Source organism: Legionella cardiaca (assembly GCF_029026145.1).
In the GTDB taxonomy this organism is placed as follows: domain Bacteria; phylum Pseudomonadota; class Gammaproteobacteria; order Legionellales; family Legionellaceae; genus Tatlockia; species Tatlockia cardiaca.
On the sequence record NZ_CP119078.1, the window covers coordinates 1,650,311 to 1,670,374 of the forward strand.

Below are 20,064 nucleotides of genomic sequence, written 5' to 3' on the forward strand. Positions count from 1 at the left end.
TTATTACAAAATGCAACAATATTTCATAGTTTCTATATATAAGGATTTAAATGAAACCATGCCTATTAGAACAAATTAAAAAAATCACTATTTTGCTGTCCGATGAGAAATGGAGTTCCTGGGATAACACAGCCTTTATCGGAAAAAAATCTCAATATATTCATTATAATTCTTTATTAGAAAAATCATTTTCTATATTTAAATTTTGCCGCATTATTCATGAAATCCTGAATAAAAATTTATACCCCAACGATTTTATGTTTAAAGTTATTATCAAAACATTCGGCCAGCAAGATCCAAAAATTGCAGTCTTAATCCATGAGATAGCCATTAAACACAATCTAGACACCCCTTTTTCTTATTGTGCAGTTCTTAATGCAATTAGTCACAGTCGTGCCCCTGATATTCCACTCGCTCTCGAAATATTTAATTACGCAAAACAACGAGCCAAACTTGATTCATATGTCTTTGCAAAAACCTTGGAGGTGATGGGTAGAAGTGCCGAGCCAGATGCACAATTGGCAGTGGAATTATTTAATGACGCCAAGGACTTAAAATTAGTTAATGAAGTTGTCTTCAGTTGCACTCTCAATGTTTTGGCAAAAAGTAACCCACCACAAATCAAACGAATTGTAGACTTAATTGATCAAGGTGAAACTCAAGGTTGGGTTAATGAAATTGGTTATAGTTGCGCACTGAATGCCATTTCACGTAGCGCTAATCCTGATTTAAATTATATGATGGAGCTGTTACAGAAGTTAAAAAAACTAAAGTTAGACTGTTTTTTTGCCTATAGTTCCATAATCAATGTTTTAGTTAAACAAAACCAATTCAAAGAAGCAGAAAACTTATTTCAGGAGGCATTAGACGATAAATCATTAAAACTCCCTCAAATAAGAAAAGCTAACGGAAGTTTAGTTATTGATTTACATGGTTATAATTACGGCACAGCTTATCTTAGCTTAACCAGGATTCTGGCAGAGACAACCTCAAATAAAATGTCCGTCATTAGCGGGAAGGGGTTACATAAAAAACTATATAAAAATGAGAATGAATCGGAGGTTAAATGCGCGGTGAAGCAGGTCATGCAAACGATGCATATTACCGGAAGCATTAATAAGAAAAATTCTGGGGTGATTGATTTAGAATTAAATTCTGCAAAACAACCTGCCACAATTCATCGAGCCAAACGAACAATACAGTTTTTTCCTAAATCTCACTCTCAATCTTCACAGCCCCAGTTTTCTTCCAATCCATTGGGAATAAAACGAGAGGCTCAAAATCAAATCAACCTATGAGCCTCTTACGGGTATATAAATACGGTTATTTAACTTTAATCGAGGGTATCATATTTTCAATTTTAGATACTTGCTGTGCTGTTTCAGGAGCAAAAAAGAAGCAACGGCCATTCTTTTGATGATTTACATATAAGGCAATGCCATAAAAGACGCCAATCCCTAAAATACCTAAAATGATATTTCCTAACACCTGTTTAAAGAGACCGCGATCTTCACGATGATTTTCCAAAACATCCTGATGCGTCTCAATTGCAGTCATACTTTTATCGCTAAATGTTTTAAAATCAGCCTCTGTCTTATTGCTACGTACAAATGTAGCAAATCGCTCATAAAGTTCAGTATATAAAGCCTGTGCTGCTTTTGCAGCGCGATCATATCTTAAGAATGCAGCCTCATTATGTGTAAAGGATTTCGCTTTATCAGCGAAGATTTCGGCCTTAACTTGCAGCAGCTGTAACTGGTGATTAAACTGTCTGAGCTGTGTATTGGTCAATTCGCTATCCCCAAGCGGCTCAGCAACTGATGGAATTGGCTCAACAACCGTTTCAAAGCCTGGTGAAGCTGTATTCTTCTCGTCTCTTTGTGCGGACAGCCCTTCCTCTTCTTGTAATTTTTCTGCTTTTTGCCGGGATAATTCTTGTTCACGCGTCTTTTTTTCTCGAGCTAGTCGTTCCTCTCGCAATATTTTCTCTATTGCTTGTCGAGATAACTCCTCCTCTCGCGCAGCCTTTTCGAGAGATAATCGTTGCTCTTCTCGCAATAAATCCTCTATTTTTTTTCGAGATAACTCCTCTTCTAGTGCTATTTTTTCTTGAAATAATTGCTGCTCTTCTCGCAATAACTCCTCTACTTTTTTTCGAGACAATTCCTCCTCTAGCACCATCTCCTCTTCTCTTGTCTGCTTAGATCCCCCTTTACTTTTTGTCTGACCTAGCTGTTCATTTAGTGCGTCTGAATGTAGAGGATCCGTATTATCCAACAATGAGCTATCAACACTGGATGAACCCATATCCTGCGGAGAGATTGAAGCATGGCTGTGAGAATCTGAAGGGGCTTTTTTTGCCTGGGGAGGCTTGCTAAGAAGAAGATCAATAGCTTTTCTGACTTCCTCAGTTCCAATTTCATAAAAGGGATTTTTCAAACGAGCTTTTACAAGTCTTCCATAAGGCTCTTCTTCGGCCTCAAATGGAGGCTTATAAGACTCAATAAAGCGAGTCGTAGTTTCGGTTAAATCATTCCCTAACAGCTGCTTTGCCAAATATTTAGGTACCAATGTTAGATTAAAAATATATTTTTCTAATTGTGCACCCGAAATCGCTATATCATTAAATTCGTCTGATAAATCACTTTGTTCCTGATTAGCTTTATGAGTCATTAACACATGTTTTGACAGTAGACGAAATCCGACACCCCTAAGCGCGTGATTTTCGCTTAAAAGTGGTAACAAGCTACTAAGCTTACTGCCCTCTACACGACGCACATCAATACTTTCTTCACCATTTTTGGTTCTTTCCCAATGTCCCCCGCCCTGAGCACCTTCCACACTCCCTTCATGATACATTTTAATCTCAGCTAAAGGGTTGTGCAAAACGCATGCTTCTTGACCGCCGTGGCTAAAATATTGAATATTAATTCCCAAAAATTTGGCTGCATAACTGAATACTTGCTCAGGCCCTAAACTGGCATAGCGACCAGTATTTTCATTAATTTCTGTTGCTTCAGAAATAATGATTTCTTCTGATTTTGAATAGGTTAGTGCAAGCATAGCTACGAATCCCGTCGGGTCGTGCTTTTCTTGCTGCATTTTTACATTCATGAACTGGCGTAATACCGGTCCCAGAAGGATCTGCGTATCAAAAGCATTATATCTATTTAAAATTTCAGCAAATTGCTCAAAAGTAAATGAATGAGGTGGGATTCCATAAAACTCTGCAAATTTTCTTTTTAAAAGTTCATAATCTTTACGATATTGATGGTCACGCTTACTATCTCCTCCCAATTTTATAATTTCTTCTTTTAATTCCGGAGTTAAAGCATGTAAGGGACAATTATTCAAAATAGCTGAAAGCTTTGGGAAAGGCATTAAGATTTACTCCTAATGAACAAATAATATAAAGTATAGTTTTTTTTACTTAAGGATTTATTAAAAGATTATGCAATTAAAAGTCACGAAGTAGCCTACACCTTAATTGCTTCCAGACTTAGTATAAATTATTTACATTTGCAGAACAATCAAACACATAGTCTATCTCTCTCTATTAGAATTAAAAGTTAGCAGTTGACTAAACAGTTCAATGATTATACTATGGTTTCATTGATTATATTTTTTACTGTTTATGAGAAATAAGAATGGCACAAAGTGACAAACAATTTTTCATAATATTTCTTCTTGCCACCCTCCTCCGCTAAGGCGGAGCATGTATCTATTTCACATTTCAAAATATTTTACCCCTCTAATTAAATTAACTTTATTTGTTAGCGGCTTATTAACCACTTATTTGAAGTAACGATTATGAATAGATCAATCACACGTACTGCAGCATGGGGAATATGGATAATTGCTTCTTTATTTTATGCCTATCAATATATTCTGCGGGTTATGCCCAATATCATGCTGGATAATTTTATTCAACAATTTCATATAGATACTGCAGTTTTTGGGCAATTTTCTGGTGTTTATTATATTGGCTACTCATTAATGCACCTTCCTATTGGCATTATGCTCGATCGTTTTGGTCCGAAAAAAGTAATGACAGCATGCATTCTATTGACGGTTATCGGCTTGCTACCTATTCTTTTTGCAGAACACTGGGTTTACCCTATGATTGGACGCGCCTTAATAGGTATGGGCTCCTCAGCAGCAATTCTTGGCACTTTCAAAATTATCCGTATGGGCTTTAAAGAAGAGTACTTCACTAGGATGCTGAGCTTTTCAGTAACAATTGGTTTAATTGGGGCAATTTATGGAGGTGGTCCTGTAAGCTATTTATGTGCCACTTTGGGTTATAAAATAGTTGTTGAAATTTTTTCTTTATTTGGTGTTCTTTTAGCAGTATTAACTTATTTTATTGTTCCTGAAATTGATAAATCACATCATAAAACCACGATTCTTGCTGACATTAAACACATTGTTACCAACCGACAAATTATTATTTTATGCATTTTAGCCGGTTTAATGGTGGGGCCTTTAGAGGGTTTTGCTGATGTCTGGGGGTCAGCATTTATAAGACAAGTTTATGGATATAATCGTGCCTTAGCGAGTTACTTACCCTCAATGATTTTTATTGGTATGTGCTTTGGTGCTCCTGTTCTAAGTTATATCGCTGATAAAACCCGTAATTATTTGGGAGTAATTATTGGCGCAGGCTTTTTAATGATGATTATTTTCCTCGCGCTGATTTCGCATCATATGACCAGTGAAAGTATGGCCATTGGTTTTATTTTGGTTGGAATATGCTCTGCCTATCAAATTTTAGCGATCTATAAAGCATCCACCTATGTTCCGGAACATGTCGCAGGTATTACAACAGCCATTGCAAATATGATTATTATGAGTTTTGGCTATGCCTTTCATACAACAATTGGAGTAATAGTAAACTATTTTGGTGGTATTAATGTTTCTAAAGCCTTTATTTATGGCTTAGCAATTATTCCAATAGCCTTGGCACTTGCCGTTGTTGGTTTCTTTGCTCTTTTCTTACACGAGCGCCTGAAGGCTGCACAAACAATAGTGAGTTAGACAGACACTCAGTTTCTGGTTATAACCAGAAACTGAGTTTTAATTATTATTTAGGCATTATTAGATGCACTCATCGTTGCAACAAAATTATCAACGGCTGCACTTTCTTTGGATTGCTTAAAAAAACCGTAAGCGGTTAATCCACCAGTTAACAAGCCCAGAGAAGCACTCACAGCGACTACAGCGGTAGCTGCAGTATGAGCTGCAATTAACCCTGTAAAAAAAGCACCCGGGCCTGTCCATGCTCCTGCGGCAAATCCAATTCCAAAACCAATTAAGCCCGCAATAACTGTAACCGCAGCAACCGCAGACAAGGTTAGGAGACTATTGTAAATAACAGGATATTTACCTTCTAAAATTTGATGACATTGCTTATTAAAATTTTGAATAGCCTCTTCTTTTTGCAAAAGAGTCTCGGCTTTTTCCAAAGAGCCTTTCAGTATAGATATCTCATTTTTTAAATCTAGATACTTGTTATAGGGTAGACGACTTATTTCTTGTCTTAGTTGTTCTTCAGCTTGTTGCCATAAAGAAAGGTCAAGGCGGGCTAGCTCAGTCTCTTGTTCCTTTGCCAGCTCTGCGGGAAGTTTTTTTAAATAGTCAACAAAAGCTGTTGTACCCTCATCATATAGACTTGACGTAACAAAAGCTTCTCTTATGTCTCCTCCGGCAAGCTCTTGCCTTAGCTTTTGCAGTTTTTCCTCCGAATCCATACAAAGATCAGCTTTTGTTCCGACCAATAAAATAGTGGCATCTGAGGAATAGTGTAGTAAATGAGTTAGCTCACGTTGTATGGTGCCAGTATTAATATCTTCTGATAAGTCGACGCAATAAACTACAATTTTAGCATGTCTATAATAAAAGCCATTGTGATTCTTATATTGTTCATCACCTGATAAGTCCCATATCTCTAATTCATAAGCGGGGACATAGCGAGCAAATCTGGTAGGGAAATAGTCTTTTTGAAAAGGAAAGCCCTGAATGCGATTTATCAGTTGGGTTTTTCCTGATCCTTGCTCACCTAAAAACACAGCTTTCATGCTTCTCCATCGACTATTAAAGAAGCATAATTGTACCTAAACTATATTAAGAAAATATTAACGATTTTGAAACAAAACAAGCCTGGCTTTTACATAAAGCAAGAGAATAATATTTGCATTCATTTTAATTTAAAAAAAATACACGATAAACTACAAATTGATCTTTTCAACCAGCAGAATTATTAATGATGAACACACTATTTCATTTAGCATTTCCGGTACATGATTTTGATTTGGCAAAGCATTTTTATAATGAACAGTTGGGGTTTAAGATAGGCAGAGAATCGGAACATGCCTTAATTCTGCAATTTGGAGAAAATCAAATTGTTGCCCATAAAGTAGATGCTCCACTTCCTTTGCAACAAGGTATTTATCCGCGACATTTTGGTTTAATTTTTTTAAATAAAAACGAATTTGATACTTTTATTCAACGGGTTAATGCTCACAAAATGAAGTATGAAATACCACTAAAAATTCGCTTCCCCCATACTCAAATTGAGCATCATTCTTTTTTTCTAAAAGATCCAAGTAATAACCTTCTTGAATTTAAATATTATACTCACCCATCAGCCATCTTTGGGGAAACTGATTTTAAACAGGTTGGAGAAGCAAAGAATGGCAACTAATTAGTCATCCCGTTTATTTGACAAGCTGTAATTAAAAAACTAAACTTTGTGCAGTGCAACATAAAGGGAGACCATCATGCACCCTGATTACATTGAAAGCTGGAAAGACACCCTCCATCAATTGCAAAAACCTTTGAGGGAACTAGCAGAACTTAATGTTAAAACATTTCAAAAAATATCTTATTTAAAACCCGACGAGCTTTCTCAACTCAAAAACCCAGAGGATTTTTTGGAAAAAAATGTTCATATTTTTATTCATAATAGTCATAAAATGTTAGATTACATGCAACAAGCTTTTGATATTTTTGAAAAACAACTGTTGTCTGTAGCAAATGATATTAATAATAGACACTAATGGAAGTTAATAACCATAATTCTCTATTTTAGTTAAACGAGTTATTTTTAAATAGGTAACTCGTTTAACATGAAATTTAAGGGAGGCTGGATAAATTTGACTCTTTTTTTGATTGCAGCCAGCTATCATCTTTGACACCAAAATATTCTTGATGTAATTGTTCTAATTTAGAAGCTAACCGAGCGTTCCCAGAAGGAGAATGGGTTATATGTTTCTTGAGAAAACTGTGCGTTTGGCTATCACGAATTAAATGAGCAAAATTTGCCCCGATAGTATAAGTTCTAATAGCTGGAATATGAGACATTGTTCTACCCAGATTGGTTTCAATAACTTTTATGATAGCTGGCATCGATAAGGCCTCATTTGGCTTATGTTTCGCGTAATAACATGCAATTTCAGTTGCAATACGAAAAGCGGACTGTTTTTCTGCATTCTTTAAATTACTGGTATGGTTTTCCAATACCTCAATAAATTTTTTATTGAATTCGGTAATTTTCTCCTGATGAGGCTTTGTCAATTGCAAATTCAACGTATAATCCAATGCGTTATAAAGATTGGATTCTTCCTGGAGACGAGTCAAAGCAACTCCTATTGCTTTCCGGCCATGGCGTATCGCTTCACCAGCTTCTTGCCACAAATCTATATCAGCATTGTCTCTTCTTAACCAGGTATTATTAAATACGATCGCCATGGGTGTTTCATTGTAATAGGTTAAGGCAATTTGTTTATTAATCACAGTTTGGCAACGCCATTCCTCGGCTAACGGAACTGCTCCTAGAGAAATCGCTTCAGTCAGGGATTGATCCCCTGCTACACCACAGATATCTGATAAACGCATCAAATCCAGGGTTACATCATGATGAAATCGAGGTCTTTGAAAAACTCGAAACTCCCTGCCCTCGGCTTTCTTATCATCCAGAACAATATTTGCACTGGGTTGTTCTGATGTTTTGTCATAAAAAACAATTTTACTATAACCTAATGCCTTTAAGGTTGATTTAAAATCTTCCTCCTGGAGCATTTCCCTTACTACTTTGTCTTTTCCCATTTTTTCCGACGCGCTCACAAAATAATTCGCATGGTCTTTATCATTGCTTGCCGCAAGTACAACCGCTGCTCTCTTGTAAGATATAGGATGATTATAATAAGAAAATGCACACTTACTTGTTTCAACCCATTTTTTAATATTATTATCATCTTGACCGAAAAGCTGCTTTCTCAATAAAGGTTCTCTGTCTATACTATTACTTTTAAGGATTTTAATTCGCTCTTCTTTTTTTGATTCAGGTTGCAGTTGAGAAAATTTTTTCAAATCAGGCTCGATCAAAATTCCCGGGAAACTTTTTCCTGTTTCATTGGACTTTTTGCCAATATTACCGCTTAAGCAAATGACAGGAGGCTCATAAGGATCATCCACATAAGACCCATATTCACCAATAAAAATCTTAGTATGTGGGGTCGCAGATTCTGAACCCAAGGAATTACTGTAAATAGCCGTTTCGATTTCCAATTTAGCACTATCAAATAAACTTTGGGGTATAATCCCCCGTCCATTAACCACCGAAATTTGAGGATAACGTTCTTTATCTAAAAAATCAGGCTCAATTTCTTTAATCTTTTCAAATGAACTTGACTGACCAATCACATGAATGGGTGCATTGGGATATTTATGCATTAAAAATTTTGCAACCTTTATTGCTAAAGAAACATCGCCATAACCATTTTCATCATTCATATGCAAAATAATGGGTCCAAGAAAATCCGTGGAAACAATGGAAGAAAATTTTGCTTCGCTAGACTTTATCATAGATTTGCAACTTTTCGGCACTACATGTAATTTAAGTATAGGCATTCATTTGGTTTTTATTTGAACAAACAGAAATTTGCATACTAAAATCTTTACTAAGGATACAAAATCACTTTGCCAAATTTAGTTAGTAATAGTGATGGGAAAGTTGTACTAATTTGAATGGATTATGGATTTTCAATAAGCCTATAGAATTTGAGTATATTTTTTCTATCATAAACAGACAGGAATTTTATCCAACAATGCTACAGTAATGGATGCCCTCTATGCGAAAAATTACCCAGATTTTATTGCAGGCTAGCAGAGGGAGAGTTACGTCATGAATGAACAATCTAATGAACGCTACGATTTTGAAATATCTGAAGAAGGATTATCTTATGATATCCTTGATGTATCGTTTAATCCTACCACCCAACGTTTCCTTATGAGTAATGGCATTAAACCTGGCATGCGCGTACTTGATATTGGCAGCGGCTCAGGGGTAATGACACATTATCTTGCCCAACAAGTGGGCAAAGAAGGACAGGTTTTATCGATTGATATTAGTGCTGAACAACTTAATCGTGCCAAGCGTTACTGTGAACAGCACAATGATAACAATGTAAGTTTTCGCGTCCTCTCTGCTTATGATCTTGAACAATTAAATCAGGCTTTTGATTTAATCTATTGCCGCTTTGTCTTGCATCATTTGCATAATCCAAGATTAGCAATCAATCTCTTTTATAATTGTCTTCCAAAAGGCGGGATTTATATGGCAGAGGAAGGAATTATTAGTGCCGCATTTTCTTATCCTCCTTCAAAAGCCTGGCAATATAATCGTCCCACAATTTTACCTCCAGAAGAAGAAGTAGATGGCATAACAAGAGATGGTGAATTTGGTATGAAGCTGATTTATTGGATGAAAAAAGCAGGTTTCAATATTAAAGATGCAGGATTGATACAACCTTTATTAACAACACAGAAAAATAAAAAAATGTTGCTTGATGGCCACTATGCTTATAAGAAAACTGCACTTGAACAGGGGCAAAGTGAAAATGAATGGGAAGAACAAGCTCAAGAATTGCTAAGGCTTGCAGAAGATGAGTTTGCAATTGTAGGGTTCTACCAATCCTGCCAAGTTTGGGGCATTAAATAATGCTTATACGTGGATTTAAGCATTGCTTCACAAAGTTTCTCATCACAAGTTTGGCAGGAGTTTATTCTGCCTTACAAGAAACAAACCCATTATCTAATTGCATCTGGTTGCCACCTGAATCAGTCATGAATTGTCCTTTGTATAGGCTATTCTCCCAAGCTTGTGCGGAGATAAAAATTCTTGGGCGTGTTGAATCTTCATGATCCATAGCGACTAATAATAAATTGCCATCGCGCATACTAAAAATTGTGGTATCAACTGGATAAGAAAAATCGAGTTTAGGCAACTGACCAATTTTCGCGGGAGGAGTAAAGGAAATAGTCTCATCCAATCCTTGTAAAGTACATACAACAATCTTTGATGTTGCATGAGCTATAACTATTTGGGTCATAACCAGAGCAAGAAAAATTACAATTTTTTTCATGGTTAAAATTTTTTTATTTTTGTTGTAGATCAGCCTAGCGATTAGCCTGGACAAAAGCAAGGCCTGACGCTAGGTAACCCAATGATTTCATAAAAAAACCAACAATATGATTTTTATTTGCAACCAAACCATAAAATATATTCAAATTGAGCTATATTTAACTTACACAAGAACAATAAAAAAATTATCAAGGAGATACCATGAAGATAAAGCTGCTATTGGCTTTAGCAGTCACTTCGACTTGTTTCTCTCTGACGTCACAAAAATCACTGACTGATAAAAAACCAACGACACCAATTAATGAACAAACAGTTGCTGCATTTACTGCTATTGTAAAAAACGAATATCACTATCCGGGAATGACGGTAAACCCTCTTAGTGAAATAAGAGAAATGCTACATAAAGAAGCAACAACATTAAATATCGGAGTAATCAATAAAGTTTTAACCACTGTAAAATGTGCTGGAGAATACAATATTGAGCATAATAATATTTTAACAATTATTGATTACTCGCAGCCCTCAAGTGAAAAAAGACTATGGGTATTTGATTTAAACACCAAAAAACTACTTTTCCATACTTATGTATCACATGGTATTCGCTCAGGTAGTCTGGTAACCAACTATTTTTCGAATAAACATGACAGTAAGGCGAGTAGTATTGGTGTCTATAGAACAGAAAACACTTACCACGGACGCGATGGATTATCTTTAGTCTTAAATGGTCTGGATAAAGGTTTTAATGACAATGCTACCAGTCGTTTTGTAGTGATGCACGGTGGCTGGTATGTTGATGAAGATTTTATTAAGAAATATGGACGAGCTGGGCGCAGCTGGGGATGCCCTGCTCTACCACTTGAGTTAACTAAACCAATTATCAATACCATAAAAGATAAATCGCTATTCGTTATTTATTATCCTAACGACAATTGGTTCATAAAATCTAAATTCTTAAACTGCGATAAATTTTCCCAACAAACTGACGTGAAACCTGATGTAGAAAAGGCTCCAGCAGAAAATGATTTTCGCGAAGAGATTCTTTTTGCGGATATCAATAAAAATAGTTATCGCGAGGAAAGTGATCCGATTGTTGTTGTGACTGCCGATAACTATGAACGCATATTCCATACTAAACCCCCGGTAAATCGTATGCTCAGGCGTCAAATTAACAACGTCGAATACATTGCTTTAAGTGAGCCTGAATTTAGAAATATAACCATTCGTAGTAGTCATGGTTTTGACAGAACTACCTTGGATGACATCCTTTTTATTATTCCCGACGTTCAATTGCAACGAGGTTACTACATAACCCAAATGAAGATAGTTCCATTTGGTAAAATAAAGGATGTGAAACTAAATTCCGATTCCCCAAATACAACGCAAACTAAAAGTTATACCGTGGAATTTGAAACTAGGCCAAGTATTAATTTAAAGGCAACAAATCAATTCATCCGTTGGCTAGGATTGTAAATCTCTGAGGACGAGAACAAATAGCGCTATAATCTTGTCCTACTTAAAATAGTCTCTAATATGAATCACCTGCTGACACAATTTGTCAGCTACTTATTGTAAAATTGGCTATACAGAACATTAGCAGGAGCACGTATGTCTTTTTTAGAACCACGATTGGTACAAATACAAAATTTTACTGTTGCAGGAATCAGCACACGCACTAATAATCAAAATGAATTCGATTTAAAAACTGCTAAATTACCAACTCTCTGGAATAAATTTTACGCACAGGATATCCCAAGTCAATTTTCATCATACAAATTAAACCCATCAATTTTTGGCGTCTATTCAGACTATGAATCAGATGTTACTGGATCTTATACCGTCACGGCGGGACTAGAAATTAGCGATGAGATGCCTCCTCCTCAATTTACAACCATTGCTGTGCAATCAGGTAATTATTTACTTTTTGAGAATCAAGGACCTCAACCACAAACGATTATTCAAACGTGGCAACAAGTCTGGGATTATTTTTCTTCTCAATCACAATTTACACGAAAGTACGATACTGATTTTGAGGTATATCGAAATTCGCATGAATGCGCAGTTTATATTGGCATTACAAAATAATTTAAAGAGTAAGACATTCGAGGCTTACTCTATCAAACCGGAATCTTTAAGACCAGGTTACGCATAGGCAGCACTAAAATAAATTAAGCCTAAATGGAAAGAGCATTAACCATCGAGTGGTGCCACTTTAAGGAGCTCTCTCGTTACACTCGAGATGACGAGGGAAGAATCAAGATGACTAGTGGAGAATCGAGAGAGCATTCATCGCTTTGTTGCATGAAGGCTATAAAAAACTTTGTAAACAGACTTTTTTCTATTCATACAAGGTATCAACTTCTAATGCTAAAGCAATTTGATTAGCACAAGCTTCTAACAGTTGTTCTCTTTCAGGCAACACAAAATAACCCTTTTTATGGAATTTTAACCTTAAAACCCCGATTACCCCTCTTGCTCCAAGTAAGGGAATATATAAGGCTTCAGAAGAGGAGAATGCATCAGTGCCTAATCCTGCCTTTTGACCCAATTCGTACACCCATTGGGCAATATTAAATTCTTTTTCACCTAATGTTTTCTCGCTGGACCTTTGCGTACGTATTGTTAGCCGTCCTTTATAGGGTAATAAAGCAATAACTTCACTATCAAAAATAGTAGCAATATAGCTGACTCCAATATTTAATAAATTGTCTACTCCACGAGTACTGGATAATTGTTTACTTAACGTGAAGAGAGCTGAGGTTTGCTGTTCACTTTGACGAGCAGACTCCATTTGACGGCGAGTTAGAATAGTTAGCTGACTTATCACCTGTGCGACAATTAACATAATTATCAAGGTCAGGAAATACTCCAAATCGGTAATAGCAAAACTATAGTAAGGTGGAATAAAGAAGAAATCATAGGCCAGAACACTTAAAATGGATCCTAAAATAGAGGGCCCCATACGGCCAAACAAGGCGATGCCTGTGACTGCCAACAAATAAATCATTATTAGATTACTAGTACTTAATATGGGGAACAGTAAAAAATTAAGGGCCGTTGTGATAGCTACAATGCTAATAGAAGCCACATAGGTGGCCCAAGGAGCAGTGCGTTTCATTAGCTTTTTCTTCGTCTTTACTTGACGATCACCAGTCATAATATAAACATCAATTTCTTCACTATAGCGTACAATTTCATCTGCCAGACTGCGGAAAAATAAGTCACGCCAACGATTGCGGATATGCTTCCATACCATGATTTGTGTAATATTTTGTTCGTGAGCAAAATTCAATATTTCTTTAACGATATCAAAACCGGTTAATACGCGGGTTCGAGCACCTAATTGCTCCGCTAACTGTAAATACTGAATTGCTTGTACTCTTTTTTCTTCGGCAGACGTAATATGTGGCGCATCAACATAAACAGCTATCCACTCGGCTTTCAGATTACCAGCTGTTCGTTTGGCTGCTCGAATGAGTTTTACCGAATCAGGTCCAGCCCCAACACAAACCAATATTTTTTCTTTGGTTGGCCATATTTTTTTTATACCTAATCCCTGCCGATATAAAAGAACCTGAGTACTGACGCATTTTGCTGCAGTACGCAGTGCTAGCTCGCGTAAAGCAATAAGATTACCCTTACGAAAAAATGACTCTGTTGCCAGCTTTACTTGCGCAGGAACGTATACTTTTCCCTCATCCAGGCGTTTTAGTAATTCTTCAGGCGGTAAATCAACAAGCTCAATAGTGTCAGCAACTTCAATCATTGAATCAGGTACTGTTTCTTTAACAGGTGCATGAATTATTTGTGAAACATCATCATTAAGACTTTCGATGTGTTGAACGTTTAGGGTTGTATAAACATTAATTCCTCTATCTAAAAGTTCTTTAATATCTTGCCAACGTTTTTGATGTCGCAAACCTGGCGCATTAGTATGTGCCATTTCATCAACAAGTATTAATCCTGGTCGCCGCTTCAAAGCACTATCCAGATCAAACTCTAATAATTGCTTATTATGGTAATTAACCACCTGCCGGGGCAAAATATTGAAATGCGTTAATAAAGAATCAATTTCCTTTCGCCCATGGGACTCTGCCACACCAACGACAACATCTAAGCCTTTACTCTGTAAATCAAGCGCATCATGAAGCATTTCATAAGTTTTTCCGACCCCAGGCGCAGCCCCCAGATATATTTTAAGTTTTCCTCGCCTTTCCTGGCGCTCTTCTTCTTGGACTCGTCTTAAAAGAGTATCCGGATCAGGACGCTGCACTATGGTCATGAGCACTCCTTGCTAGATCCAAAGCCATATTGAGCTCTAATACATTAATTCTTGGCTCACCTAATACAAAAAACGTACGATTTTTTATTAAGCGATTAATAATTATCTCAATGTCTTTTTCCGGTATATTTCGAGCTTTTGCAATTCTTGGTACCTGATAGAAAGCTGCAAGAGGACTGATCTCAGGATCTAACCCACTTCCTGAAGCAGTTACTAAATCAACTGGAATTAAGCGCTCCTTTAATGAGTCATACTCTTTTAAATGAGCAATACGTTCTTTCACAGTAGCTAAAAATGCAGGGTTAGAAGGCCCCATATTAGACCCAGATGAACTTGCTGAATTATAAGGAAAAGGACTTGTTGCAGAAGGACGTCCCCAGAAATACTGAGGAGCATCAAATGACTGTCCAATTAGTAAAGATCCTATTACTTTTTCATCTTGCTTCATCAGGCTACCATTGGCTTTCCATGGAAAAAACAGTTGCGCAAAAGCAGTAACTGCCAGTGGATAGATTAGACCTGTTATAACAGTAATCAAAATTAGAAGAACAAAAGCAGTTTTTAGATCTTTTAGCATTATTTATCCTGTTAAACCTAATCCAACCAGTACCAAATCGATCATTTTGATGCCTATAAACGGTATTAATAAACCACCTAAGCCATAAATTAAAACATTGCTTCGTAACAATCGTGCAGCCGATAGGCGACGATACTTAACGCCACGCAAAGCCAAGGGAATAAGTCCAATAATAATTAATGCATTAAAGATAACTGCTGAAAGAATAGCGCTGTTTGGTGTAGCAAGATGCATAATATTAAACACATTAAGTGCAGGATAAGTGGCGGAAAAGGCAGCAGGTAAAATTGCAAAATATTTAGCAACATCATTCGAAATACTAAATGTTGTTAATGCTCCTCTTGTCATTAAGAGCTGCTTACCAATTTCTACTACTTCAATTAGTTTAGTAGGATTAGAATCCAAATCAACCAAATTACCTGCTTCTTTTGCTGCTTGCGTGCCTGTATTCATGGCAACAGCAACATCTGCTTGTGCCAGAGCAGGGGCATCGTTTGTACCATCACCAGTCATTGCAACCAAATGTCCTTCCGCTTGTAGATTACGTATTAATTTTAATTTATCTTCAGGTTTTGCATTAGCTAAGAAATCATCGACACCCGCCTCGCTGGCTATTGCTGTCGCAGTAAGCGGATTATCACCGGTGACCATAATCGTCTTAATACCCATCTGCCGTAATTGCGCAAATCGCTCACGAATACCACCTTTAACAATATCTTTCAGGTGTACCACGCCTAATACTTTCGATTCTTCAGCAACCACCAGTGCAGTACCTCCTTTACGTGAAATTTTTTCCACATTTCGGCGAAGTGTATCCGAAAAAGAGCCACCTAGTTGTTTAACGTACTCTTCAACTGCTTCATCTGCTCCTTTACGGATTTGTCTGTCCTGTAAATTAACACCACTCATCCTTGTTTGCGCAGTAAAAGGAACAAATGTAGCTCCCATCTCCGCAATATCTCTACCGCGCAAACCATATTTTTCTTTGGCCAAAATTACAATACTACGCCCCTCAGGAGTTTCATCTGCAAGTGAGGCTAGTTGGGCAGCGTCAGCTAAAGTTTCTATGCTAACACCTGTTTCAGGAATAAATTCTGTTGCCTGTCGATTACCTAACGTAATAGTTCCTGTTTTATCGAGCAATAACACATCTATATCACCTGCAGCCTCCACCGCTCTACCGGATAAAGCAATAACGTTCGCTTGAATCATTCGATCCATTCCGGCAATACCAATAGAAGACAGTAATCCTCCAATTGTGGTTGGTGCAAGGCAAACAAATAAAGCAACCAACACGGTCACTGTGATGACTTTACCTCCCCCTGCAGCAGCCACGCTATGAATAGAAAAAGGTAATAACGTTGCACAAACCAGTAAAAATACAATGGTCAGTGCGGCCAATAATATGGTTAATGCAAGTTCATTCGGTGTCTTTTGGCGTCGTGCTCCTTCCACCAATGAAATCATTCGATCTAAGAAAGTTTCACCTGGATTTGAGGTGATACGTATAATTAACCAGTCAGAAATCACTTGTGTACCACCTGTTACGGCACTACGGTCGCCACCACTTTCACGAATAACTGGAGCGCTTTCACCCGTAACAGCACTTTCATTCACTGAAGCAACCCCTTCAATCACTTCCCCATCATTAGGAATAAGATCGCCGGCTTCTACTAAAACGACGTCACCAACGCGTAATTTTATGGATGGGATTAAGGTTATTTTTGCCTCTTTAGAAGGCTTGGCTAATTTCTTAGCCTGAATATCCCGTCGCGCTCGACGCAATGCATCTGCTTGCGCTTTCCCCCGCCCTTCTGCCATTGCTTCAGCAAAATTAGCAAACAAAACAGTAAACCAAAGCCATAAAGTAATTGCCAAAATAAAAGGAGGCGCTGTTTCTCCTTTACCGGTGAAAGCCTGAATAAAAAGAGCAGTAGTTAATATCGCACCAACATACACCGTAAACATAACAGGATTTTGTATTTGATGGTGTGGAGATAACTTTAAAATGGCGTCTCTTGCAGCAGCACTTATTATCTTGAAATTCCAGACAGAATGTATCTTAGCGACCATATTGCCCCCAAAGCATTACTTGCTCCACGATGGGTCCCAGAGAAAGTGCAGGCAGAAACGAAAGAGCTCCTAGAATAATTGTTATACCAACTAAAAGAATAATAAAAAGAGGTGTGTGCGTAGCAAGGGTTCCTGAACTAGAGGGTATCCTTTTTTTACGAGCCAGAGAACCAGCAATAGCAATTACGGGAACAGCAATCCAATATCGGCTAATTAGCATCACGATACCGCCGACAATATTATAAAAAGGTGTGTTTGCATTTAATCCTGCAAACGCACTACCGTTATTATTTCCCATTGAAGTGAATGCATAAAGTATCTCTGTAAATCCATGGGGACCTGGATTTGCAATTGAACTAATCCCTGCCTCTGTAATAACCCCTGCTGCTGTTGAAACCAGAACAATCAATGGCATTATCAACACCGCGAAAGAAGCCATTTTCATCTCATAGGGTTCAATTTTTTTACCTAGATATTCCGGCGTTCTTCCCACCATTAATCCAGCAACAAATACTGTAATAATCACAAGCATTAGCATTCCATACAAACCGGAGCCTACTCCTCCAAAAACAACTTCTCCTAAATGCATTAATAATAAAGGAATCAAACCACCCAAAGGGGTGAAAGAATCAAGCATTGAATTGACAGAACCATTAGAAGCTGCTGTTGTAGAAGTTGCCCAAAGCGCTGAGTTAGTAATACCAAAACGTGTTTCTTTTCCCTCCATATTCCCTGCAGGATAAAGATTATATTGAGGAGCCGGATCGACTCCCATTTGAGTTAATGCGGGATTTCCCTGTTGCTCGCTAATAATCTCAACAATACTAAAAGGAATAAAAATGATTAACATTGCCACCAATATTGCCCAACCTTGCCTTTTATCATTAACCATTACCCCAAAGGCATAACAAAGTGCGGCAGGAATTAGTAATATCGCCAACATTTCAAGGAAATTGGTTAACGGCGTTGGATTTTCAAATGGATGCGCAGAATTGGTATTAAAAAAACCACCACCATTAGTTCCTAGTTGTTTAATTGCAATTTGGGATGCAGCTGGCCCCATGGGAATGGTTTGAACAGTGACATTTATTGTTTTTGTCACGGGCTTGCCTTGCGCATCCATCATCACATTATTTTGGGTATCATGAAGAGGTTGTTCATAACTTATTGCTTGGAGGAGATTTATTTTTTCATACGATTTAAAATTCTGAATTACACCTTGCGATGTTAAAATAATGGCTAATAGGAATGAAAGTGGTAATAAGATATAGAGAATTCCTCTCACACTATCTACCCAAAAATTTCCCAAACCGGAGCTTTCATGTTTTGAAATGCCTCTTATCAATGCCATAAGTAAAGACATACCGGTCGCTGCGGAAATAAAATTTTGTACAGTCAAAGCCAGCATTTGTGTAAGATAACTTAAAGTAGTTTCGCCACCGTATGCCTGCCAATTTGTATTCGTTATAAAACTAGCAGCAGTATTAAAACTAAGTTGAGGTGAAAGTGAAGCAAAATTTTCTGGGTTTAAAGGAAGATATATTTGAAGCCTTTGGATTGCATAAACTATTAACAAACCTAATAAATTGAAAAATAGCATCGCTGATAAATACCTTTTCCAATCCATTTCTTCATTGTACTGAATGTTGCATAGCCGATAAACTAAACGTTCGAAAGGTTTACATAGCCGATCTAACCCACACGATTTGCCCTGATAAACTTGTGCAATATACCACCCAAGCGGCTTGACGAGCAGGAGTAGGGCTAAAATGAAGAGAACAACTTGAAGCTTATCAATCCCTAACATACAAAATCCATTTCACCCAATTAGAACAGTTCTGGTTTAAATAAAACAATCATCAAGTAAATAAGTAACGCGAACGCGATTAACCCGCATATCCAATAAAGACTCATTCTTTACTCCTTGATAGCGAATCAAAGAACTTGATTAAAACAAAGCAAAAAATAAAAAAAATGAGGACAGTAATTATTAAGAGAGTATCCATCCATCTCCAACCTCTGAATCAACAATTTTCAATCTTAACACAGAGTAATAAAGACAAGAATAGAATTGTTCTACACTCTTTCATCTTTTAATCACATGATTTCATTGACTTAACATGCTAGTATTATGCCATTTTCACATAACTTTAATCGTAATGGATAAAATTTGCATAAGAGAACTTTCCCAAGAAGATGAAACCATTTTTCTCAATACTATGCAAAAAAGCTCCCATTTTCACTCCCCTTTTGTAATAGCACCACAAACGGTTGAAGAATTTCAGATCTACTTTCGCAAATCTCAGCAGGATGATCAAAAATGTTACTTAGCTATTAGCGAGCTTGATATCATCGGAGTATTTTGTATTAGTGGTATCGTGCGAGGCGTTTTTCAAAGTGCTTATCTTGGTTACTATGCTTCTATTGATTATGCTGATAAAGGATTAATGAGTGCTGCTCTTAAACTGGTTTTAAAAAAAATTTTTCTGGACTTAAAATTACATCGCATCGAAGCAAATATTCAGCCATCAAATAAGGCCTCGATACGTTTAGCTACTCAAAATGGTTTTCTTAAAGAAGGGTTTTCCCCAAGATATTTAAAGGTTAATAATACATGGTGTGATCATTTACGTTTTGCTTTAACTTATGAAGACTGGTTAGCCAATCAGCAAATTTAAAGAAAAATAAATATCTTAATCTATAAACCCTCGT

General features: G+C 37.0%; 17 protein-coding genes. 8 read left to right on the plus strand and 9 right to left on the minus strand.

Translation table 11 applies throughout. The features are described from left to right. Positions 1-50 precede the first annotated feature (50 nt). Positions 51-1,298, plus strand: a complete 1,248-nt coding sequence (locus tag PXX05_RS07165; protein WP_275090379.1) for a hypothetical protein — start codon at positions 51-53, stop codon at positions 1,296-1,298. 25 nt (positions 1,299-1,323) lie between these two features. Here PXX05_RS07165 and PXX05_RS07170 read toward each other — a convergent pair whose 3' ends face one another. Then, positions 1,324-3,381, minus strand: coding sequence for a hypothetical protein (locus tag PXX05_RS07170; protein WP_275090380.1), 2,058 nt, complete (start codon positions 3,379-3,381; stop codon positions 1,324-1,326). A gap of 429 nt (positions 3,382-3,810) precedes the next feature. Between PXX05_RS07170 and PXX05_RS07175 the strand changes: the two genes are divergently transcribed. Further along, on the plus strand, positions 3,811-5,037 hold the full coding sequence (locus tag PXX05_RS07175) for an MFS transporter (protein WP_275090381.1): 1,227 nt from the start codon (positions 3,811-3,813) through the stop codon (positions 5,035-5,037). A 50-nt stretch (positions 5,038-5,087) separates the two neighbouring features. On the opposite strand, the gene PXX05_RS07180 is transcribed toward PXX05_RS07175, so the two are convergent. Further along, positions 5,088-6,077, minus strand: coding sequence for an ADP-ribosylation factor-like protein (locus PXX05_RS07180; protein ID WP_275090382.1), 990 nt, complete (start codon positions 6,075-6,077; stop codon positions 5,088-5,090). A 185-nt stretch (positions 6,078-6,262) separates the two neighbouring features. Between PXX05_RS07180 and PXX05_RS07185 the strand changes: the two genes are divergently transcribed. Next, positions 6,263-6,703: a VOC family protein gene (locus PXX05_RS07185; RefSeq protein WP_275090383.1), complete on the plus strand. Its 441-nt coding sequence runs from the start codon at positions 6,263-6,265 to the stop codon at positions 6,701-6,703. A gap of 76 nt (positions 6,704-6,779) precedes the next feature. Next, entirely contained in the window at positions 6,780-7,058 is a 279-nt protein-coding gene (locus tag PXX05_RS07190; RefSeq protein WP_275090384.1) for a phasin family protein, read from the plus strand. Positions 7,059-7,134: 76 nt separating this feature from the next. Here PXX05_RS07190 and PXX05_RS07195 read toward each other — a convergent pair whose 3' ends face one another. After that, positions 7,135-8,865, minus strand: a complete 1,731-nt coding sequence (locus PXX05_RS07195) for a hypothetical protein (RefSeq protein WP_275090385.1) — start codon at positions 8,863-8,865, stop codon at positions 7,135-7,137. Positions 8,866-9,184: 319 nt separating this feature from the next. Here PXX05_RS07195 and PXX05_RS07200 point away from each other — a divergent pair, with 319 nt between their 5' ends. After that, entirely contained in the window at positions 9,185-10,000 is an 816-nt protein-coding gene (locus PXX05_RS07200; RefSeq protein WP_275090386.1) for a class I SAM-dependent methyltransferase, read from the plus strand. A gap of 61 nt (positions 10,001-10,061) precedes the next feature. Here the strand turns inward: PXX05_RS07200 and PXX05_RS07205 are convergent, their stop codons facing one another. Continuing rightward, complete coding sequence (locus PXX05_RS07205) at positions 10,062-10,424, minus strand: hypothetical protein (protein ID WP_275090387.1); 363 nt, start codon at positions 10,422-10,424, stop codon at positions 10,062-10,064. Positions 10,425-10,624: 200 nt separating this feature from the next. Here PXX05_RS07205 and PXX05_RS07210 point away from each other — a divergent pair, with 200 nt between their 5' ends. Together PXX05_RS07210 and PXX05_RS07215 are read left to right on the plus strand one after the other, a co-directional pair. Then, positions 10,625-11,893, plus strand: coding sequence for a murein L,D-transpeptidase catalytic domain family protein (locus tag PXX05_RS07210; RefSeq protein ID WP_275090388.1), 1,269 nt, complete (start codon positions 10,625-10,627; stop codon positions 11,891-11,893). 135 nt (positions 11,894-12,028) lie between these two features. After that, on the plus strand, positions 12,029-12,505 hold the full coding sequence (locus tag PXX05_RS07215) for a GyrI-like domain-containing protein (RefSeq protein ID WP_275090389.1): 477 nt from the start codon (positions 12,029-12,031) through the stop codon (positions 12,503-12,505). Positions 12,506-12,758: 253 nt separating this feature from the next. On the opposite strand, the gene PXX05_RS07220 is transcribed toward PXX05_RS07215, so the two are convergent. From PXX05_RS07220 to kdpF, 5 genes are read right to left on the minus strand one after another with little or no spacing between them, the layout of a single operon-like run. Next, a complete protein-coding gene (locus PXX05_RS07220) occupies positions 12,759-14,702 on the minus strand; it encodes a DUF4118 domain-containing protein (RefSeq protein ID WP_275090390.1) in 1,944 nt (647 codons plus the stop codon). Further along, positions 14,680-15,279: a potassium-transporting ATPase subunit KdpC gene (gene kdpC / locus PXX05_RS07225; protein ID WP_275090391.1), complete on the minus strand. Its 600-nt coding sequence runs from the start codon at positions 15,277-15,279 to the stop codon at positions 14,680-14,682. Before kdpC ends, PXX05_RS07220 begins: the two co-directional genes overlap by 23 nt. Positions 15,280-15,282: 3 nt before the next feature. Then, a complete protein-coding gene (kdpB, locus tag PXX05_RS07230) occupies positions 15,283-17,352 on the minus strand; it encodes a potassium-transporting ATPase subunit KdpB (protein ID WP_275090392.1) in 2,070 nt (689 codons plus the stop codon). Next, entirely contained in the window at positions 17,342-19,159 is a 1,818-nt protein-coding gene (kdpA, locus tag PXX05_RS07235; protein WP_275090394.1) for a potassium-transporting ATPase subunit KdpA, read from the minus strand. Before kdpA ends, kdpB begins: the two co-directional genes overlap by 11 nt. Positions 19,160-19,179: 20 nt before the next feature. Beyond that, positions 19,180-19,266: a K(+)-transporting ATPase subunit F gene (kdpF, locus tag PXX05_RS15140; RefSeq protein WP_420844641.1), complete on the minus strand. Its 87-nt coding sequence runs from the start codon at positions 19,264-19,266 to the stop codon at positions 19,180-19,182. A gap of 245 nt (positions 19,267-19,511) precedes the next feature. Here kdpF and PXX05_RS07240 point away from each other — a divergent pair, with 245 nt between their 5' ends. After that, the gene (locus tag PXX05_RS07240; protein WP_275090395.1) at positions 19,512-20,030 is read left to right on the plus strand and encodes a GNAT family N-acetyltransferase; all 519 of its coding nucleotides are present in this window, start codon (positions 19,512-19,514) and stop codon (positions 20,028-20,030) included. Positions 20,031-20,064 lie beyond the last annotated feature (34 nt).

What these genes read in the sequence shown, in the direction of transcription:
- PXX05_RS07215 (WP_275090389.1), top strand. Translation starts at nt 12,029, where the DNA reads ATGTCTTTTTTAGAACCACGATTGGTACAAATACAAAATTTTACTGTT.
- kdpC (WP_275090391.1), bottom strand. Translation starts at nt 15,279, where the DNA reads ATGCTAAAAGATCTAAAAACTGCTTTTGTTCTTCTAATTTTGATTACT.
- PXX05_RS07210 (WP_275090388.1), top strand. Translation starts at nt 10,625, where the DNA reads ATGAAGATAAAGCTGCTATTGGCTTTAGCAGTCACTTCGACTTGTTTC.
- PXX05_RS07240 (WP_275090395.1), top strand. Translation starts at nt 19,512, where the DNA reads ATGGATAAAATTTGCATAAGAGAACTTTCCCAAGAAGATGAAACCATT.
- kdpB (WP_275090392.1), bottom strand. Translation starts at nt 17,352, where the DNA reads ATGGTCGCTAAGATACATTCTGTCTGGAATTTCAAGATAATAAGTGCT.
- PXX05_RS07190 (WP_275090384.1), top strand. Translation starts at nt 6,780, where the DNA reads ATGCACCCTGATTACATTGAAAGCTGGAAAGACACCCTCCATCAATTG.
- PXX05_RS07175 (WP_275090381.1), top strand. Translation starts at nt 3,811, where the DNA reads ATGAATAGATCAATCACACGTACTGCAGCATGGGGAATATGGATAATT.
- PXX05_RS07195 (WP_275090385.1), bottom strand. Translation starts at nt 8,865, where the DNA reads ATGATAAAGTCTAGCGAAGCAAAATTTTCTTCCATTGTTTCCACGGAT.
- PXX05_RS07170 (WP_275090380.1), bottom strand. Translation starts at nt 3,381, where the DNA reads ATGCCTTTCCCAAAGCTTTCAGCTATTTTGAATAATTGTCCCTTACAT.
- PXX05_RS07220 (WP_275090390.1), bottom strand. Translation starts at nt 14,702, where the DNA reads ATGACCATAGTGCAGCGTCCTGATCCGGATACTCTTTTAAGACGAGTC.
- PXX05_RS07180 (WP_275090382.1), bottom strand. Translation starts at nt 6,077, where the DNA reads ATGAAAGCTGTGTTTTTAGGTGAGCAAGGATCAGGAAAAACCCAACTG.
- PXX05_RS07200 (WP_275090386.1), top strand. Translation starts at nt 9,185, where the DNA reads ATGAATGAACAATCTAATGAACGCTACGATTTTGAAATATCTGAAGAA.
- PXX05_RS07185 (WP_275090383.1), top strand. Translation starts at nt 6,263, where the DNA reads ATGATGAACACACTATTTCATTTAGCATTTCCGGTACATGATTTTGAT.
- kdpA (WP_275090394.1), bottom strand. Translation starts at nt 19,159, where the DNA reads ATGTTAGGGATTGATAAGCTTCAAGTTGTTCTCTTCATTTTAGCCCTA.
- kdpF (WP_420844641.1), bottom strand. Translation starts at nt 19,266, where the DNA reads ATGAGTCTTTATTGGATATGCGGGTTAATCGCGTTCGCGTTACTTATT.
- PXX05_RS07205 (WP_275090387.1), bottom strand. Translation starts at nt 10,424, where the DNA reads ATGAAAAAAATTGTAATTTTTCTTGCTCTGGTTATGACCCAAATAGTT.
- PXX05_RS07165 (WP_275090379.1), top strand. Translation starts at nt 51, where the DNA reads ATGAAACCATGCCTATTAGAACAAATTAAAAAAATCACTATTTTGCTG.